This window comes from Synechococcus sp. MIT S9504 (assembly GCF_047497135.1).
GTDB lineage: Bacteria > Cyanobacteriota > Cyanobacteriia > PCC-6307 > Cyanobiaceae > Synechococcus_C.
Genome location: NZ_CP138942.1, coordinates 437903 through 452586, shown reverse-complemented (window position 1 = coordinate 452586; position 14684 = coordinate 437903). Strand labels below are relative to the sequence as shown.

Genomic DNA, 14684 nt, shown 5'->3' with positions numbered 1-14684 from the left:
GGGATCAGAAGGCGAAACGATTGGGCACACAATCCGGCCCGCGTCGCGGAGCCAGAACGGACAGCCAGCTGCTCTGGAAAGGGTGAAAACCATCGTCACTCACCAGCACCAGCGGAATTCGACCATCTTTCATCACCGGTCCCCAGGCCATTCCCTCCCAGTTGGCTGATGGCAGGCCACTCGCCAACAGATCCCAGCTTTGCAACGCTTGAATCGGCGGAGCGGACGGCGACTCACTTCCCGACAGACGCAGAACCTGAAGATGGGCAGACCACCCCACAGGCAAGGCAAAACTGCGCAGCAGCGCCAGAACTGCTGGGCCCTCTCCCAAGGCCAGCAGTTCAGTCAAACCCAGCTTCAGACTGACCGCTGCACCCGCAGGTCCGATCTCGAACCCCCCATGGGGCTCAAGCCGATGATCCGAACCGGTGCGCAAACGAGCGAACCGAACCCAGTCCTTGCCCTGCTGAGCGCTGTCCTGAATCAGTGGAGCCTCGGCTGCCATGACCAGATCACCGGATGCCATCTGCGTGAGTGCTTCAGGCCCTTTGTTGGCAGCAAGTCCCTGCCCCTCTGTCTCTTGCCAATCAGCAAGAAGGGGGACCTCGCGCTGCAGGCGTCCGTTCAAGAGGTTGTAACTCTGCAGTCTTGCCCTTCTCTCAGGACGTCGGCGCCCCTCGCTGACGATCCAGATCTGATTGCCGTTAAGCACCAGCCCCTCACCGTCAAAGTCCGCTGGCAGAGATGAACCCTCTCGCCCCCTCAACAGCAGACGTCGACCACCTTGCAGCGATGCCTGCTCACCTTGCAGTAAACGGCTCAGGCCAGTGAACGACACCAAGTAGCCCGTGGTTGCGTCGCTTAGCAACCAGAGACGGTCCTCCTTCCGCTGATAGGCCACTGCGGAGAAGCCACCAACACGATCTCCATCCAACCCTCGCCCTGGGAGTTCAATGTTGTGAATCAACTCCCAGCCAGCCGCCAGAGGGCAAGGAAGTGCCTGTGCTGGCGATGGCAAAGCCGGCAAGGCTGCGGCCATCATGTTTTTAGGTACCAAGTTCGATTGGAACATCATCACCACAGCCACGACCACGGCCACGGCCACGGCCACGGCCAAAGTCGACAAGCATTCCGGTGGACGGTTCTGCTCAATGCCAGCCTGAGCGGTTTGCAGATCGCCGTTGGGATCGCCTTCGGATCGATCGCACTGATCGGCGATGCCCTACACAACGTCGGTGACGTGATGGGACTCCTGCTGGGCTGGGGAGCGGAGAGCCTGAGCCAGAGACCTGCCAAGGGTCGGTTTAGTTATGGCTTCGGACGCTCCACCCAGCTGGCAGCCGTCGCCAACGCCGTCTTGATCCTGATGGCCTCCGCAGTGGTCTGCGTGGAGTCCATCCAGCGGTTCCGACAACCGGAGCTGGTGGTGGCCTGGCCGGTCGCCATCGCAGCAGGCGCTGGCCTGGTGGTGAACCTGGTCTCCGCCCGCCTGTTCGGTTCAGATCACCATGGTGATCTGAACCGCCGAGCTGCTGCTCTTCACCTGCTCGGAGATGCAGCGGTCTCAGCGGCGGTGCTGCTGAGCGCCTTGGTGACCTCCATCACCCGCTGGACATGGATTGATCCCCTCACAGGTCTTGGAGTTGGCCTGAGCGTGGGATGGCTGGGGATCATGTTGTTGCGCGATGGCCTCGCCGAGCTGATGGATGAAGTTCCCCATCGGATTGATCCAGCCGCCGTTTTGGCCGATCTGCAAGCCATGCCAGGGGTGCAGGGCGTCCATCATCTGCACATCTGGTCCATCGGCGGAACGCGCGTGGCACTCACTGTTCACCTTCAGAGAGATGCGGGCCTGAGCGATCAGGATCCGCAGCTGCTGAGCGGGGTTCGGCAGGCGATGCAACACAAGGGCATCGAGCACTGCACGGTTCAGCTGGAGGAGCCCGATGAGGACTGCGGAGAATCACTCAGCTGAGCGACGCGCAGGGCGATCAGACCATCCATTTTCACGCCTGCCGCAGCCAGTAGATCCGCAAGAGTGACCACGAGGCGATAACTGAGTGCCACGGCGAGGAGTGCTGCCTCCGGCACGGATGAACCCAGGCGCAGCAGCAGAATCGCCTCGAATACACCAAGCCCCCCTGGTGCAGCGGGAACCACAAGCCCTGTCGCCCAGGCCAGGGCAAAGGCTGCCATCCAGCTGCCGATCGGCAGCACCGGGGTCAGCCCGAACACCTGAATGCAGCACCAGAAACCGGAGAAGCGTGAAGCGATGAACACCAGCTCGGCCATCAGAGGTGCCCAGGGGTAATTCTTGCGGCCACTTCCCAACTGATCCAGGGGAGGCAAGGAGGCCAGATCGGGATCAGAGCGGTTGAGTTGCCGCAAACGACTGCGTTCAAGCCGGCAGAGCAAGGGCTCTCTCCAGCGTGGAAGCAGGAGCAGTGCAGGCAATGGTGCCAGCAAGGCCAGTCCGTTCTGCCAACCACCAAAGGGCACCCAGAGCAGGGCCGCCACCGCCATCAACATGGGCTCAAGCAAGACGGACACCAGTGCCGGCCCCGTACCGATCGAAGGCCCCAAAGCCCTCACCCGCCGAAGGAAATGCCACACCCCGCCGGGCAGATACTTGAGCAGATTGCTGCTCAGATACAGAGGCAGCAGCGGTGTTGAGCCTGTGCCATGTCCCAGCCAACCCACCAGCACCTGCCAAGCGCCCGCATTCACGAGCAAACTCAGCCAACTGAGGCCGAGGGCCAACACAAGCCACCACCAGCCTTGTGTTGTGATCGAGAGCGAGCGCAGTCCCACGGCATGACCGGCCAGCGCCCAGCCCACAAATCCAAGCGCCAGCAGGGTGATCCACAGCTTCAGGCCTCCCGGGAGCTTCAGCGAAAGCAGGGATCTGAAACGCTTCAGCATGTCCACTCCTGCTCCGGATTGAACTGAAGCCTCTCCTGAGAAAGCTTCTGCCACAAAGTCTCCGGAGAGAGTCCAGCGCGGTGTGCGAGTTGCTGAAGGGCATCCCGCTCGGGCTTCACGGACTGAGTTCCGTCCGGCTTCAACATCTGCTTGGCCGCCAGCTCACCCCATGGAGTGCTGAGAACGCCTCGACGCCGCGGCAGCACCCAGCGCCCCTGACGCCGCTCGCGCAGTCCCAGGGTTGGACTCTCCCTCCACCAGATCCGGCGCAGATCAGCTGCCTGCTCAGGCAGCACCAGTGCCGTCACGGCAGTTCCTGGACGTCCCTTCTTCATCTGCAGCGGAGAGCAGGCGACATCCAAAGCACCCGAATCACGCAGCTGCTGAATCAGCCATGCCATGGCTTCAGCCGAAACATCGTCAATCCAGGCCTCCTGAATGATCAGGTCCTGCCAACGGGGCTGGTTGGTTGCACCAGAGACCTGAGGATGCTGACGGATGAGGCGCAGCAAGTTAGGGCGGTCCAGCTCACGATGGCCCAGGCCAGTTCCAACAGCCTCAGGAGCCAACTTCTCTGGCCATCCAAAGCCATCGGCCAGCACAGCCATCAGAGCCAGACCTGTCGGAGTTGTCAGCTCAGCTTCTGGCCAGTCCCCGCCCCAGCGCAGTTCCACACCATGACGTCGCGCCAGCTCGAGTACGGCTGGAGCAGGGACGGGCAGCAGGCCGTGAGCCGTGGCAACTCCGCCCCGTCCTGCTGGAGGAGGGACACACCAGAGCGATGTCGGATTGAGATGCTCGATGGCAGCACAAACGCCAACCACATCCACAAGGCTGTCCATGGCTCCAACTTCATGGAAATGCACATGATCAGCGGCAATCCCGTGAACGGCTGCCTCGGCTTCAGCGAGTGCGGTGAACACCGACAACACCTTGTCCTGCAAAAAGGGAGAGAGCGCAGCCTTGAGGATTCTTTGCCGCAACTCGCCCCAGTGGCGATGAGGCGGATGTTCCTCCCGCAACTCAACCTCGAGACGCAGGCCGCGCAGGCCTCCGTTATGCGCCTCCTCGACTCGAAGGGCATACCCATTCTCAAAACCCAGGGCACGCAGCGGCGCGTGAATCACTTCTGGGGAAACCCCCAGATCCAGACAGGACGCCAACAACATGTCCCCGGCCAGGCCCGTCGGGCAATCCACCACGTAGGAGGCGGCGAGGCCAGGCGTCATGCCACCTCCGGAGCGAGGCCCTCCAGCAGCCTTTCAGCGACAGCGTCCAGATCATTCAGACGCTTCTTCAGCAACTGCTCCACCTCACGTCGAGCACGTCGCTGTTCACGTTGTGCCGTTTCCACATCCTGACCTGACATTCCCCAGATCCTGCCAAGCAGCGCCCGGTCATCAGCCCCTCCCCTTGCCGATCCCTCCAACAGGGTTTCTGCCACCATTCCCGCCTGAAGCACGCGGCTCCAGCGGCGCAGATCCTCCATGGGCAAGCGGACCTGATCAGGGAGGTCGAATTCGGTTGCTCCATTGCAGCGCAGGCCAGCCTCCAGGCAGGGACGGGTACCCACCAGCACGCGCCGCACCTTCATCTCTTCCTCACGCGCAACCAGCCAGTGACCAGCTTCGTGGCGTGCCACCCGTCGCAGACGCATCCGACCTCCAGGGAGAGCTTCGGCCAGAAGATGACCACCCATCCCTTCGAGCTGGGAAGCATCGAGGGTGAGACCCAGCAAACCTCCACCCACCAGCAGAGCGATCCAGGCAGGCGATAGTCCCACCAACGGCCCAAACACCGCGAGACCTGTGCAACCGGCCACTGCCAGACCCGCCGTGGTGGCAGAGACGGGAGATGCGTTCATCAGCTGCGAGCCGACCGACTGCGGTCTGCAGGGCGGCGGGAGGCACCACCACGTCCCTTGCCACCACGGGTTGGCATCGGTGCGATCACTTCTGTCGCCTGCACCTGAAGCATCTGTCCCTGGCGACGCACGTCGAGGCTGACGAAATGGCGTAAATGCGCAAGCTCCACATCACCACTGAGCTGCAACTTGAAGGGCAAAGGGCGAAAGCCATCAGCGCGTGGCTGCTGACGAACTTTGATAACGACCTCGGAAGCTTCTGGCTTGGTATAGATGAGCTCGCCCCTGATCGAGAAGTAATCGTCACCTTCAGGCAGCTCATCCATGGACGCGTCCGTGGATGCTGTCTCTTCATCCGAAGCTGAGAGGGTGCTGGGCTCCCAGATTCCAGCGATTTGGAGATGTAACTGGCCTGCCTCTCTGCACCGCGGGTACACCACCCAGAGGTGAGGCTTGCTCATGTCGAGATGACGGCGCATCAACGTGAGCATGCGCCCCAAAACAACAGCATCAAGTTTCTGGCCATCGGCATCAACCAAATGGCCACGGGTGCTCTGATCTTCAGATTCGGGCCGGAACATTCCGCGCACGACGCCGATTGCCCGGTATTGCAGCGGCTCGGTCACCGCAGGGATGGGATGGTCGCGCATCAGATTCAGGGGCATCCACTGGCCCGTGGCAACTCTAGCCAGCTTCGACAAAGACCCTCAGACTGGCGAAGCATTCCCACGACACGGTGCCGGGCTACAGGCGTCAAACGACGAAAACACTGGCGAGCTTGGGCGCAGTTGCAGGGCTGTGTGTGGTCGCAGGTTGGACAGTGACCCATCTCTGGACTGAGACTCACTCCCCGACAACCATTCAGAAACACTCCTCCGCCGCCGACGTCTCAGGTCTGGAGATGCTCAAAACTCAGGTTCAGAGCCATCCGAGCGACTGGCGATGGTCACTGTTGCTGGCTCGCGCGCAGTACGAGGACGGAGATCGAGAAGCAGCCCTCCGCACCTTGAGGCCTTTGCAGCGCCTGCACCCTGATCGGCTCGAAGTGATGACCTTGTGGGCTTTTCTTTCACAGGAGACCGACCAGGGCGCAGAGCCCATCAAGCGCCTGAGCGCACGTTTTGAATCCCTTCCGGCTGAACGTCGGCTGAAGCTGGGATTGCTGTTGGCCGATCTGCAGCGCTTGTCAGGTGACACAAAAAAGGCTTCCGATCGCTACCGCAACTTGATCGACGACAACCCTCAACGACCTGAGCCGTTGCTGGCGTTCGCCCTGCTGAAACGGGATCAGGGTCAAGGGGACGCTGCCGTCGCCCTGCTCAGGAAAGCCAGGACACTGAACAAAAACCTGGCACCAACTGGCACTGATCTACAAACACTTGAACTGCGCTGGGCTCTCGAAGCTGCACGGAACAGACCGGCAAAGCCAGGCCTCAAGGCTGTGACAACTCCCTGAGTGCCTCATCAATGGCATCGACTGGATCGGTGGCATCGTTCATGGAAGTCGCCTGACGCAGAGACCTCATCAATTCCATGGGGTTGGTGACATCCAGGACCGATCCGTTCTTCTTGCCTTCCCCGGGGAGCGTGTTGTAAATATCGCGATCCTCATTGCGCTCAATCACACTCGGCTGTGAAAGCGTTGTCTGTGAGTAGACAGCAGGGCAAACCGAGAGCATTGCGCTGGATACGGCGAACGCAACACCGGAGGTCAGGCGGAGCGATTGCATGGGATCGAATGCTCGGATGCGGTTGATGCTAAGGGTCTCCAATCAGGTGCATCAGGGTCTCCGTGCAGATCGCAAGCTGGAATGTCAATTCGATTCGCACTCGACTGGATCACGTCGTCCGCTGGTTGGAGCAGAGCGGTGTGGATCTGCTGGCCCTGCAGGAGACCAAGGTTGATGATCCGCTCTTTCCGCTCGAGCCCTTCCAATCCAGGGGTTACAACGTCAGCATCCATGGTCAGAAGTCCTACAACGGAGTGGCCCTGATCAGCCGGCATCCCCTGGAGGACGTGCGCTTGGGGTTCATCGGAGAACTGGGGACTGATCCTGAAGCTGAAGAGCTGGGTCAGCAGAAGAGGGTGATCAGTGCTCTTGTCGATGGGATCAGGGTGATCAATCTCTACGTGCCCAACGGTTCCAGCCTTGAATCCGAGAAATATGACTACAAACTGAACTGGCTCTCATGTCTAGCGAGGTATCTGCGGGCAGCTCAGACAAGGGACGAGCCCCTCTGCGTTGTGGGTGATTTCAATATCGGACCGGAAGCCAGAGACCTGCATGACCCCGATCGTCTCAGCGGAGGAATCATGGCTTCAGATGCTGAACGCGATGCCTTGGTCCTGGCGCTTGGTGATGATCTCAAAGATGCCTTCCGGCTGTTCGAGACGGGAAGCGGCCACTGGAGCTGGTGGGACTACCGCAGCGGTGCATGGAACCGTGACAGCGGCTGGAGAATTGATCACATCTATCTGAGCTGCGATCTTCAGGAACTTGCCCTTAGCTGCCAGATCGACAAAAGGGAGCGTGGCCGAGAGCAACCCAGTGACCATGCACCTGTGGTGGTTGACCTCTCCTGGGAGCTGGAGGAGGAGGTTGATGATGATCAGGAGACCTTCATCGCTGATTGAAGCCACAGGCCTATGGCAGAGCTGTTGACAGCAGGCTGGTGGCAGCAAGGCTGTTCAAAAAGCGCCCTATCCCGGCCTGAAGAGAGGATGCGGACCAGTTCATCCTCGATCCGTCACAGTCTTAAACAAGTCGTTCTTTGGCGGGACCTACAACGCCTCACAAGGCTGGGAATCGGCTCAGATCCGGCTTGGACGCTGTCCAGGCGAGACCTGATCAGGGCCTAAAACACGATGCCGATGTCTGTATCACAAGTTCCGGAATCCCCGCTTCCTACACAGATCAGCCGTTTTGGCACGTTCTTGGGTCAGGATGTGGCACGGTTTGCATCGGCCCCTTGGCATCCGCCCCCGTGACAGCACCAAGCTTGAACACCAGTCGCTCCCAGGAGCTGTTCAGTGCCGCCCAGGCTCTGATGCCTGGTGGCGTGAGCTCCCCAGTGCGTGCATTCAAATCTGTGGGTGGCCAGCCGATCGTCTTCGATCGAGTCAAGGGCGCCTACGCCTGGGACGTTGATGACAACAAATTCATCGATTACGTCGGCAGCTGGGGACCTGCGATCTGTGGCCATGCCCATCCCGAAGTCATCAGTGCGCTTCAGGAAACGATCGAAAAAGGCACCAGCTTCGGAGCCCCCTGTGCTCTTGAGAATGCCCTGGCTGAGATGGTGATCGATGCCGTTCCGAGCGTGGAGATGGTGCGCTTCGTGAACAGCGGCACAGAAGCCTGCATGGCCGTGCTGCGACTGATGCGCGCCTTCACAGGACGCGACAAGGTCATCAAGTTCGAAGGTTGCTACCACGGCCATGCGGACATGTTCCTGGTGAAGGCCGGTTCCGGTGTGGCCACCCTCGGCCTGCCTGACTCACCTGGCGTTCCCCGCAGCACCACGGCCAATACCCTCACAGCTCCATACAACGATCTGGAGGCCGTCAAGCAGCTTTTCGCTGAAAACCCGGATGCCATTTCAGGTGTGATCCTCGAGCCCATCGTTGGCAATGCCGGGTTCATCCAGCCCGAGCCTGGTTTCCTTGAGGGTTTGCGCGAACTCACCAAGGAGAACGGTGCACTGCTGGTCTTCGACGAGGTCATGACGGGGTTCCGCATCAGTTACGGCGGCGCCCAGGCCCATTTCGGTGTCACTCCTGATCTCACCACCATGGGCAAAGTGATTGGCGGAGGACTTCCCGTAGGGGCTTACGGCGGTCGACGCGAAATCATGGAGATGGTCGCTCCTGCGGGCCCCATGTACCAGGCCGGCACGCTGAGCGGAAATCCCCTCGCCATGACGGCTGGCATCAAGACGCTCGAGCTTCTGAAGCAGCCCGGTAGCTACGAAAAACTCACTGCAACCACTGAGAAGCTGGTTACTGGCATCAATGAGGCAGCGACCTCTGCCGGCCTTCCGATCACGACCGGAAGCGTGAGCGCCATGTTCGGCTTCTTCCTTTGCGAAGGGCCTGTGCGCAACTTCGAAGAGGCGAAGGCAACCGATGCTGAACGCTTCGGCAAACTGCATCGCGCCATGCTTGAGCGCGGCGTGTACCTTGCTCCATCAGCCTTCGAGGCCGGCTTCACCTCCCTGGCCCATTCCGACGCGGACATCGAAGCAACGATTCAGGCATTCCGAGACAGCTTCGCTGCTGTCGCCTGATTCCGAATCAGGCTCACCCCCTATGCCATATCCCAGCATCGGCATGGGGTCCCAGCTCAAAAAGGCATTGGTCGGATTGACCCTCGTGGTCGTATCAATGCAGGGCTCTCCCAGCCGGGGAGGCCCACTTCAGACCTGGCTTGAGCTGCCTGAATGGATCGATCTCAGCATCGACTACACGGCAGAGCCCATGGCAGGAATCAGCGGTGGTACCAATCCTTCAGCCTCGAGCTGGTATCAGGCTGTGGTGCTCGATCTGTCCCTGAGCAGCGGTTTTGGCAAGAGCCAGCAGCACTGGAATGAACTGGACCACTGGCAGCTCAATGTGCAGCTGACCAACGATGCCGGCAATCCTGATCTGAACACAGATCTGGGATCTGCCTTCACGTTGCAGACCCTGGTGAATTCTGTGGGGACCTGGATCACCGAAGCCTCCGTGGTCAGAAATCGCGGTGAAAGCTGGTGGCAAGCAGAGCTTGGCGTGATGTCGCTAGATCCTGTCATGGCTGGAGAACCAGGCTTTATTTCTGCTCCCGCCATGGGCAGTTACATCAGCTCAGTCCTCAACAACACGTTAAACCTGCTGATTGTGGGAGTACCGATTGATCCTTTCATAGCTCCTGGAGTCAAACTTCAGGCTCATTCGGAATCTCTTGGTTCACTGGAATATGCTTACTTCTACCTGAACCCTCAGACCAGTCTTGCGGCCAGCCTTGGCGTTGATCCAGGGATCCCCAATGTGCAGGGCGGTGTTCAGGCTCTGCAATGGGAAACCAATCCGCTCCGATCCAGAACTGATCTATCGGCAGAGATCAATATTCCCAATACAAAGGAGACTGTGATCAGACAGTTACCACTGCCTGAAGTTCAGCTCGGAGGCTATTTCTCATCAACGCGCCTCTTAGTCGACAATGCAAAGAAGCTTGGAGAAGGAATCAACCGCGGCGTTTACGGATCACTCACTTGGCCTGTGGATGTGCCGATCGGACTCGACAATCGAGTTTGGGCTGGTGGCACAGTAAGCCTCGACCCTGCCAATAACCCTTACCCGACCTTCATCGCAGGTGGGTGGTTAAGCCAAGGAATCATTCCTCGCAGACCACTCGATGTGCTTGCACTCGGTCTTGGTCGAACCAGTTTCAGCCCGACCATCAACCCTGGGCTGAGTTACGAGGGAACAATCGAGTTGAATTATTCATTTTATCTTTCAGAGATTTTGCAAATTCAGCCAGTGATGCAATGGATTATCAATCCAGGTGGAGAGGGCAAAGTGCCAGGCATCTGGGCCGGAGGCGTACAAATCAATTTGAGTCTTTAAAAGTCAGCGATAGTTCTCAAACTGAAGCGGCACATCCAGCTCGTCTTCTTTTGAACGTAACAACTGAATCACCTGCTGAAGATCATCCTTGCTCTTACCTGTGACCCTGAGACTGTCACCCTGAATGGCCACGGTGACTTTCTTGAGCTCATCACGCACCATCTTGCTCATTTTCTTGGCCAGTTCCTGACTGAGTCCTTTCTTGAGCTTGACCATTTGCTGCACACGATTACCACCCACTGTCTCCGCTGGCTGGAAATCAAAAATCTTCAGAGATAGGTTTCTTTTTGTAGCCTTGGCCCGCAGAATATCTTCAACAGCTTGCAGTGTCATATCACTGGCGGTGGTGATCACCACAGCGGCGTCTTCGAGATCGATCTCCGTGCCGGAATCCTTGAGATCATAGCGCTGGGAAACGTCCCTACGAACCTGGTCAAGCGTATTCACCAACTCCTGACGGTCAAAGTCAGAGACCACATCAAATGAATACGAAGCCATTGATCAAGCGTCAGTGGTTGGAGGCTAGCAATGCTCATGAAACCGCTCCTAACAGGACATCTGACAAGGGGTGGATAGTGAAAGATTTTCATCTTCGATCAGCAACTCCATTCCAAAACCGCTTCAGAAAGGGCATGACAAAGACGGATACAGACGACTTGGCGAAGCAGACGGTGTGATCGCATCGATCGACAGTCGATCACTATCCTTTCAACCGCGATTGGCTTGTTTGTGTTCATCACGGACCTTCTCACCAGGACGCCCGCAGCGCCCTATGCCTTGTCACTCGTGTTCTCGGGAGCTGTCGTGATTGCAAGCATTCTTCCCCTGGGTGCCGCCCGATCACAGGCTGATTTCACCCTCGACGACATGCAGGCTCCCAGGGCCATGTTCGACCGTCTTCCCGAGTGGGGAAAACGGGCCAGCTGGGCGCATCAAAACAGCTTTGAAGCGTTCAGCCTGCATGCTCCAGCAGCACTTCTGGCCCTGATCGCCGTGCTTCAGATCGGGCCACTTCAAGGGCTTGCCATTCCCGCAGCTTTGCTCCAGCCGGTTCTGCGTCTGATTTATCTGCCGGCCTATGTAGCCAATATCCCTCCCCTGAGAGGACTGTGCTGGGCTGGCGCCCTGGTTTGCACCGGAATCCTCTACATCGAGGGCGTCAAGGCTCTGCTGATCGTTTAACTCTTGCCCTGCTGGAATTGCTTCAGGGCCGCCAGCAGTGACGCAGGCGACTGGGGATCCACCATCAGCACGCTGCCGGCTGGAGAGTCGGCCATTCGCTGCCCCATGGCCATCCAGGTCTCAGCAAGCATCAGCCGAACAGCTTCTTCAGCCTCAGGGCTCTCAGCCAGAGCCCTTGCCATCACGCGCGCCGCTTCCGACTTCGCTTCAGCCATCACACCTTGCTGCTTGGCCTGAGCTTCGGCCTCAAGCAGGATCGCCTCCTTCTGGGCACGGGCATCAAGAACGAGAGCCTCTGCACGGCCACGAGCCTCATTCAACTGGGCTTCCTTTTCCCCCTCGGAACGCAGAATCGCAGCACGCTTTTCCCGTTCGGCAGTCATCTGAGCTTCCATGGCCTGCTTGACTCCCGGAGAGGGGTTGATATCGCGCATTTCAACGCGAGTCACTTTCACTCCCCAGGGATCGGTTGCCTCATCAAGCTCCTTGAGTAGAAGCTCATTCACTTCACTGCGGGTGGTGAAGGTCTGATCCAGATCCAGCTTGCCCATCTCGGCACGAATCTGGGTCAACACCAGGTTCACCATCGCTGCCTGCAGATTGTCAACGGCGTAATACGCCTGGGAATGCTCAAGCAACTGCCAATACACCACCGCATCGACCTCGATGGAGACATTGTCTCGGGTGATGCACAGCTGGGGAGGAATATCCAGCACCCGTTCCTTGAGTGACTCGTGACTCACCACGCGTTCGACCACGGGAATCACGACGGAGAGCCCTGGCTGCAGCTCACGGTCGTACTTGCCGAGCCGCTCAACAAGACGGGAGCGACCACCGCTGGTCACCTTGACACTGCCACTGCCGAGAAGTGCGATCAGGATCAGTGCAGGCAGGCTTAGCAGCGCTTCCATGACGATTGGATGTCTAAGGCGACGCTAGTCCCCAAAGTGAGGCGAACAAGCCACCTGTCATGCCACCTCTCTGGACTCCTTTGATCTGGTTGCTGGTGGCAGGCGTGCTGCTGATCGTGGAGCTCGTGCAACCCAGTTTCGACGGGCTGATGTTCGCCGTCCTGGGCGGGCTTGTCGTGTCTGTGCTGACGGCCTTGCTGCCGCTGCAGGTCTGGATTCAGATCATCCTGTTCAGTCTCATCACCTTGCTGGGAACGCTTTGGCTGAGCCGCTGGTCAGCCCAGCGCAATCCAAGGCCCGGACGTCGACGGTTGAAAGACGACACGGCAGAGGTGCTGGCAACGATTGAGCCCGGAGGAGAAGGGAGGGTTCGCTGGCATGGTCAGAGCTGGGCGGCCAGTTCACTGGATGTGGAGACTCCCCTCCGGGCCGGAGATCGCGTGCTTGTGATCAGCAGGGAGGGCACCAGGCTCAAGGTTCTGCCGACCCCGCCTACGCCCTGAGCTTCAATCGAAAAACAGCAGGCTGACAACCTTCCCCATGTCCTCGGCATTGCGACAACTGGCGAGAAGTGTCTCGCTGTCATGAAAAGCCAGGCAAATCAGTTGATCACAACGGCTGATGATGTCCTGGTTACAGAGGCTGCTGGCCATCGGCAAAGGCAGATCGTCATGCTCAGGCTTTTCGATCAGATGCAGAACATTCTCCAACTGATCACGGATCTCAGGCCCCTGACGACTGAGACTCTGAGGCAGAAGAACTGTGAGCTTGGAGGCATCCACAGCGAGAACGCCCCGGATCACCGCTGCATTGACCCCCTGCGCACCTGAGGTGACCAGAGAGTGGCCTTCCTGAGCAAGCGATCGGGCGATCAACTCGATTAGATGGATGGCAACCACAGGAACATGGCGGCTGCCGAGGATGGCAATCCTCCGCGCTCCCTTGTCCTGGAGCAAGGCCAATTCCTGCGCGAGGGTGTCCACCCTGTCCATTGCAGGAAGATCAAGGGATCGGCTCAATGACTACCTGCGAGCGTTCCTAGAAGCTAGCAGCGATGAACCCTGTCGGGACCATCACTTTGAGCCGATTGCAAGGTGCTCCAGTCCCACGGCGCTGAGCAGGTCCGCAAGGCGGCAGTGTTCTTCCACGAGGCGGAAGGCGTAAGTCGCTTTCACCGCCTCGTGCAGACGCACATGACCGAACGCCTGTTCGATCACTTCCACGGTCCCGAGTGTGTCCTGCTCGACTTTGAGCAGTGGCACCTCCAGTTCGTCCGCTCGACTGATCAGCTGGGGAAGCGGATCTCCGGCACCCGTCAGAATCAGACATTGCGTGGATGCCTCCAGGGCTGCCAGCTGGATATCGGTGCGATCTGCTCCAGTGACCACAGCCATGTTGCGGCGTCTGCGGAAGAACTCCATCGCTGAGTTCACATTCATCGCCCCGATACTGAGCGTCTCGACCAAGAGGTCGAGTTTCTCTCTACAGCAGATCACCCGCGCATCCAACCGACGAACGAGTTCGCCCACCGTGACGCTGCGCAGCAGAGGCGATCGGGGCATCACACCGAACACCTTGATGCCAAGTGCCTGAAGAGAGGGCACCACATCACGTTCAAGGCTTTCCACATCATCCGGAGTGACTGCATTCAGCACCACCCCGCGCAGTCGGTCACCGAGCTGCTGACTGGCGGCCAGCAACGCATCGACGCTGCGACTGTCTTCCCAGAGATGCACGAGCACCACCGGTGCATCGAGATCGCGGGCCAGTTGCACCAGACTCAGTCCGTAAAGCAGGCCTTCATGGAGATTGCCTGCGGCTTCGAGAAGAGTGACTCCATTCTCTGACTGCTGAAGACTGTTGCGTAGTTGTTCCAGCCCCTCACCGGCCTCCAAGGTTCCTTTGGCTAGCCGTTGCTGTGCGGTATCAGGGGAGAGCAGATGCAGGGAAGGGATCAGGTCCTGAGGCGGCAACCCGAGGGTCTCTCCGACAAAACGGACGTCGTCATCGATCAACGATGAGGGGAGCAAACCATGATCGGATTCCCAGTCCATGCTTGTGGCAAGCGGTTTACCGAAAAGGACCCGAATGCCAACCGAGCGCAGATGCCTTGCGATCCCGAGCACTAGGGCGGACTTGCCACTGAAGGGTTCACAGGATCCAATCAGCAGCGTTGAGCCCATCAGGGAAGTCTGAGGTT

Annotated in this window: 17 protein-coding genes; 7 read left to right on the top strand and 10 right to left on the bottom strand. The window is 59.0% G+C overall.

Annotated features, from left to right (window positions below; genetic code table 11):
* Window positions 1-4: 4 nt before the first annotated feature.
* On the bottom strand, window positions 5-1126 hold the full coding sequence (locus tag SIB58_RS02555; protein WP_231884135.1) for an esterase-like activity of phytase family protein: 1122 nt from the start codon (window positions 1124-1126) through the stop codon (window positions 5-7).
* Between SIB58_RS02555 and SIB58_RS02550 the strand changes: the two genes are divergently transcribed.
* A complete protein-coding gene (locus SIB58_RS02550; protein WP_066905878.1) occupies window positions 1064-1975 on the top strand; it encodes a cation diffusion facilitator family transporter in 912 nt (303 codons plus the stop codon). The two genes, SIB58_RS02555 and SIB58_RS02550, sit on opposite strands and share 63 nt — an antisense overlap.
* On the opposite strand, the gene SIB58_RS02545 is transcribed toward SIB58_RS02550, so the two are convergent.
* Genes SIB58_RS02545 through SIB58_RS02530 form a run of 4 tightly spaced genes read right to left on the bottom strand, consistent with a single transcriptional unit; the run spans window position 1930 to window position 5436 of the window.
* Window positions 1930-2922, bottom strand: a complete 993-nt coding sequence (locus SIB58_RS02545) for a lysylphosphatidylglycerol synthase domain-containing protein (RefSeq protein ID WP_066905880.1) — start codon at window positions 2920-2922, stop codon at window positions 1930-1932. The two genes, SIB58_RS02550 and SIB58_RS02545, sit on opposite strands and share 46 nt — an antisense overlap.
* Window positions 2916-4151 (bottom strand): nickel pincer cofactor biosynthesis protein LarC, encoded by a 1236-nt coding sequence (larC, locus tag SIB58_RS02540; protein WP_066905882.1) that lies wholly within the window; start codon window positions 4149-4151, stop codon window positions 2916-2918. Before larC ends, SIB58_RS02545 begins: the two co-directional genes overlap by 7 nt.
* Window positions 4148-4786 carry a hypothetical protein gene (locus SIB58_RS02535; RefSeq protein WP_066905884.1) on the bottom strand — a complete coding sequence of 213 codons (639 nt, stop codon included), beginning with the start codon at window positions 4784-4786 and terminating at the stop codon, window positions 4148-4150. The genes larC and SIB58_RS02535 overlap by 4 nt, the downstream gene beginning before the upstream one ends.
* Window positions 4786-5436, bottom strand: a complete 651-nt coding sequence (locus SIB58_RS02530; protein ID WP_067325901.1) for a hypothetical protein — start codon at window positions 5434-5436, stop codon at window positions 4786-4788. The genes SIB58_RS02535 and SIB58_RS02530 overlap by 1 nt, the downstream gene beginning before the upstream one ends.
* 128 nt (window positions 5437-5564) lie before the next feature.
* Between SIB58_RS02530 and SIB58_RS02525 the strand changes: the two genes are divergently transcribed.
* Window positions 5565-6242 carry a tetratricopeptide repeat protein gene (locus SIB58_RS02525; protein WP_156486591.1) on the top strand — a complete coding sequence of 226 codons (678 nt, stop codon included), beginning with the start codon at window positions 5565-5567 and terminating at the stop codon, window positions 6240-6242.
* Here the strand turns inward: SIB58_RS02525 and SIB58_RS02520 are convergent.
* A complete protein-coding gene (locus tag SIB58_RS02520) occupies window positions 6220-6516 on the bottom strand; it encodes a hypothetical protein (RefSeq protein ID WP_231857007.1) in 297 nt (98 codons plus the stop codon). The two genes, SIB58_RS02525 and SIB58_RS02520, sit on opposite strands and share 23 nt — an antisense overlap.
* Before the next feature lie 62 nt (window positions 6517-6578).
* On the opposite strand from SIB58_RS02520, the gene xth reads away from it, so the two are divergent.
* From xth to SIB58_RS02505, 3 genes are all read left to right on the top strand, one after another.
* Window positions 6579-7421 (top strand): exodeoxyribonuclease III, encoded by an 843-nt coding sequence (gene xth / locus SIB58_RS02515; RefSeq protein ID WP_067325843.1) that lies wholly within the window; start codon window positions 6579-6581, stop codon window positions 7419-7421.
* A gap of 350 nt (window positions 7422-7771) precedes the next feature.
* A complete protein-coding gene (gene hemL, locus SIB58_RS02510) occupies window positions 7772-9073 on the top strand; it encodes a glutamate-1-semialdehyde 2,1-aminomutase (protein ID WP_067325904.1) in 1302 nt (433 codons plus the stop codon).
* 43 nt (window positions 9074-9116) lie between these two features.
* Complete coding sequence (locus SIB58_RS02505) at window positions 9117-10391, top strand: carbohydrate porin (RefSeq protein WP_066906142.1); 1275 nt, start codon at window positions 9117-9119, stop codon at window positions 10389-10391.
* Between the two features lie 3 nt (window positions 10392-10394).
* Here the strand turns inward: SIB58_RS02505 and SIB58_RS02500 are convergent, their stop codons facing one another.
* Entirely contained in the window at window positions 10395-10889 is a 495-nt protein-coding gene (locus tag SIB58_RS02500) for a YajQ family cyclic di-GMP-binding protein (RefSeq protein WP_067325844.1), read from the bottom strand.
* A gap of 231 nt (window positions 10890-11120) precedes the next feature.
* Here SIB58_RS02500 and SIB58_RS02495 point away from each other — a divergent pair, with 231 nt between their 5' ends.
* Window positions 11121-11573, top strand: a complete 453-nt coding sequence (locus SIB58_RS02495; RefSeq protein WP_066906144.1) for an MAPEG family protein — start codon at window positions 11121-11123, stop codon at window positions 11571-11573.
* On the opposite strand, the gene SIB58_RS02490 is transcribed toward SIB58_RS02495, so the two are convergent.
* Window positions 11570-12484 carry an SPFH domain-containing protein gene (locus tag SIB58_RS02490; RefSeq protein ID WP_067325847.1) on the bottom strand — a complete coding sequence of 305 codons (915 nt, stop codon included), beginning with the start codon at window positions 12482-12484 and terminating at the stop codon, window positions 11570-11572. The genes SIB58_RS02495 and SIB58_RS02490 overlap by 4 nt on opposite strands.
* A gap of 59 nt (window positions 12485-12543) precedes the next feature.
* Between SIB58_RS02490 and SIB58_RS02485 the strand changes: the two genes are divergently transcribed.
* Window positions 12544-12987, top strand: coding sequence for an NfeD family protein (locus SIB58_RS02485; RefSeq protein WP_066905896.1), 444 nt, complete (start codon window positions 12544-12546; stop codon window positions 12985-12987).
* A gap of 3 nt (window positions 12988-12990) precedes the next feature.
* Here SIB58_RS02485 and SIB58_RS02480 read toward each other — a convergent pair whose 3' ends face one another.
* Window positions 12991-13476 (bottom strand): DNA-protecting protein DprA, encoded by a 486-nt coding sequence (locus SIB58_RS02480; RefSeq protein WP_231884138.1) that lies wholly within the window; start codon window positions 13474-13476, stop codon window positions 12991-12993.
* Between the two features lie 81 nt (window positions 13477-13557).
* Window positions 13558-14667: a phosphotransacetylase family protein gene (locus SIB58_RS02475; RefSeq protein ID WP_067325852.1), complete on the bottom strand. Its 1110-nt coding sequence runs from the start codon at window positions 14665-14667 to the stop codon at window positions 13558-13560.
* Between the last annotated feature and the right edge of the window lie 17 nt (window positions 14668-14684).

Coding starts and splice junctions, on each gene's coding strand:
- SIB58_RS02545 (WP_066905880.1), bottom strand. CDS start 2,922: ATGCTGAAGCGTTTCAGATCCCTGCTTTCGCTGAAGCTCCCGGGAGGC.
- larC (WP_066905882.1), bottom strand. CDS start 4,151: ATGACGCCTGGCCTCGCCGCCTCCTACGTGGTGGATTGCCCGACGGGC.
- SIB58_RS02535 (WP_066905884.1), bottom strand. CDS start 4,786: ATGAACGCATCTCCCGTCTCTGCCACCACGGCGGGTCTGGCAGTGGCC.
- SIB58_RS02530 (WP_067325901.1), bottom strand. CDS start 5,436: ATGCGCGACCATCCCATCCCTGCGGTGACCGAGCCGCTGCAATACCGG.
- SIB58_RS02520 (WP_231857007.1), bottom strand. CDS start 6,516: ATGCAATCGCTCCGCCTGACCTCCGGTGTTGCGTTCGCCGTATCCAGC.
- SIB58_RS02505 (WP_066906142.1), top strand. CDS start 9,117: ATGGGGTCCCAGCTCAAAAAGGCATTGGTCGGATTGACCCTCGTGGTC.
- SIB58_RS02500 (WP_067325844.1), bottom strand. CDS start 10,889: ATGGCTTCGTATTCATTTGATGTGGTCTCTGACTTTGACCGTCAGGAG.
- SIB58_RS02490 (WP_067325847.1), bottom strand. CDS start 12,484: ATGGAAGCGCTGCTAAGCCTGCCTGCACTGATCCTGATCGCACTTCTC.
- SIB58_RS02485 (WP_066905896.1), top strand. CDS start 12,544: ATGCCACCTCTCTGGACTCCTTTGATCTGGTTGCTGGTGGCAGGCGTG.
- SIB58_RS02480 (WP_231884138.1), bottom strand. CDS start 13,476: ATGGACAGGGTGGACACCCTCGCGCAGGAATTGGCCTTGCTCCAGGAC.
- SIB58_RS02475 (WP_067325852.1), bottom strand. CDS start 14,667: ATGGGCTCAACGCTGCTGATTGGATCCTGTGAACCCTTCAGTGGCAAG.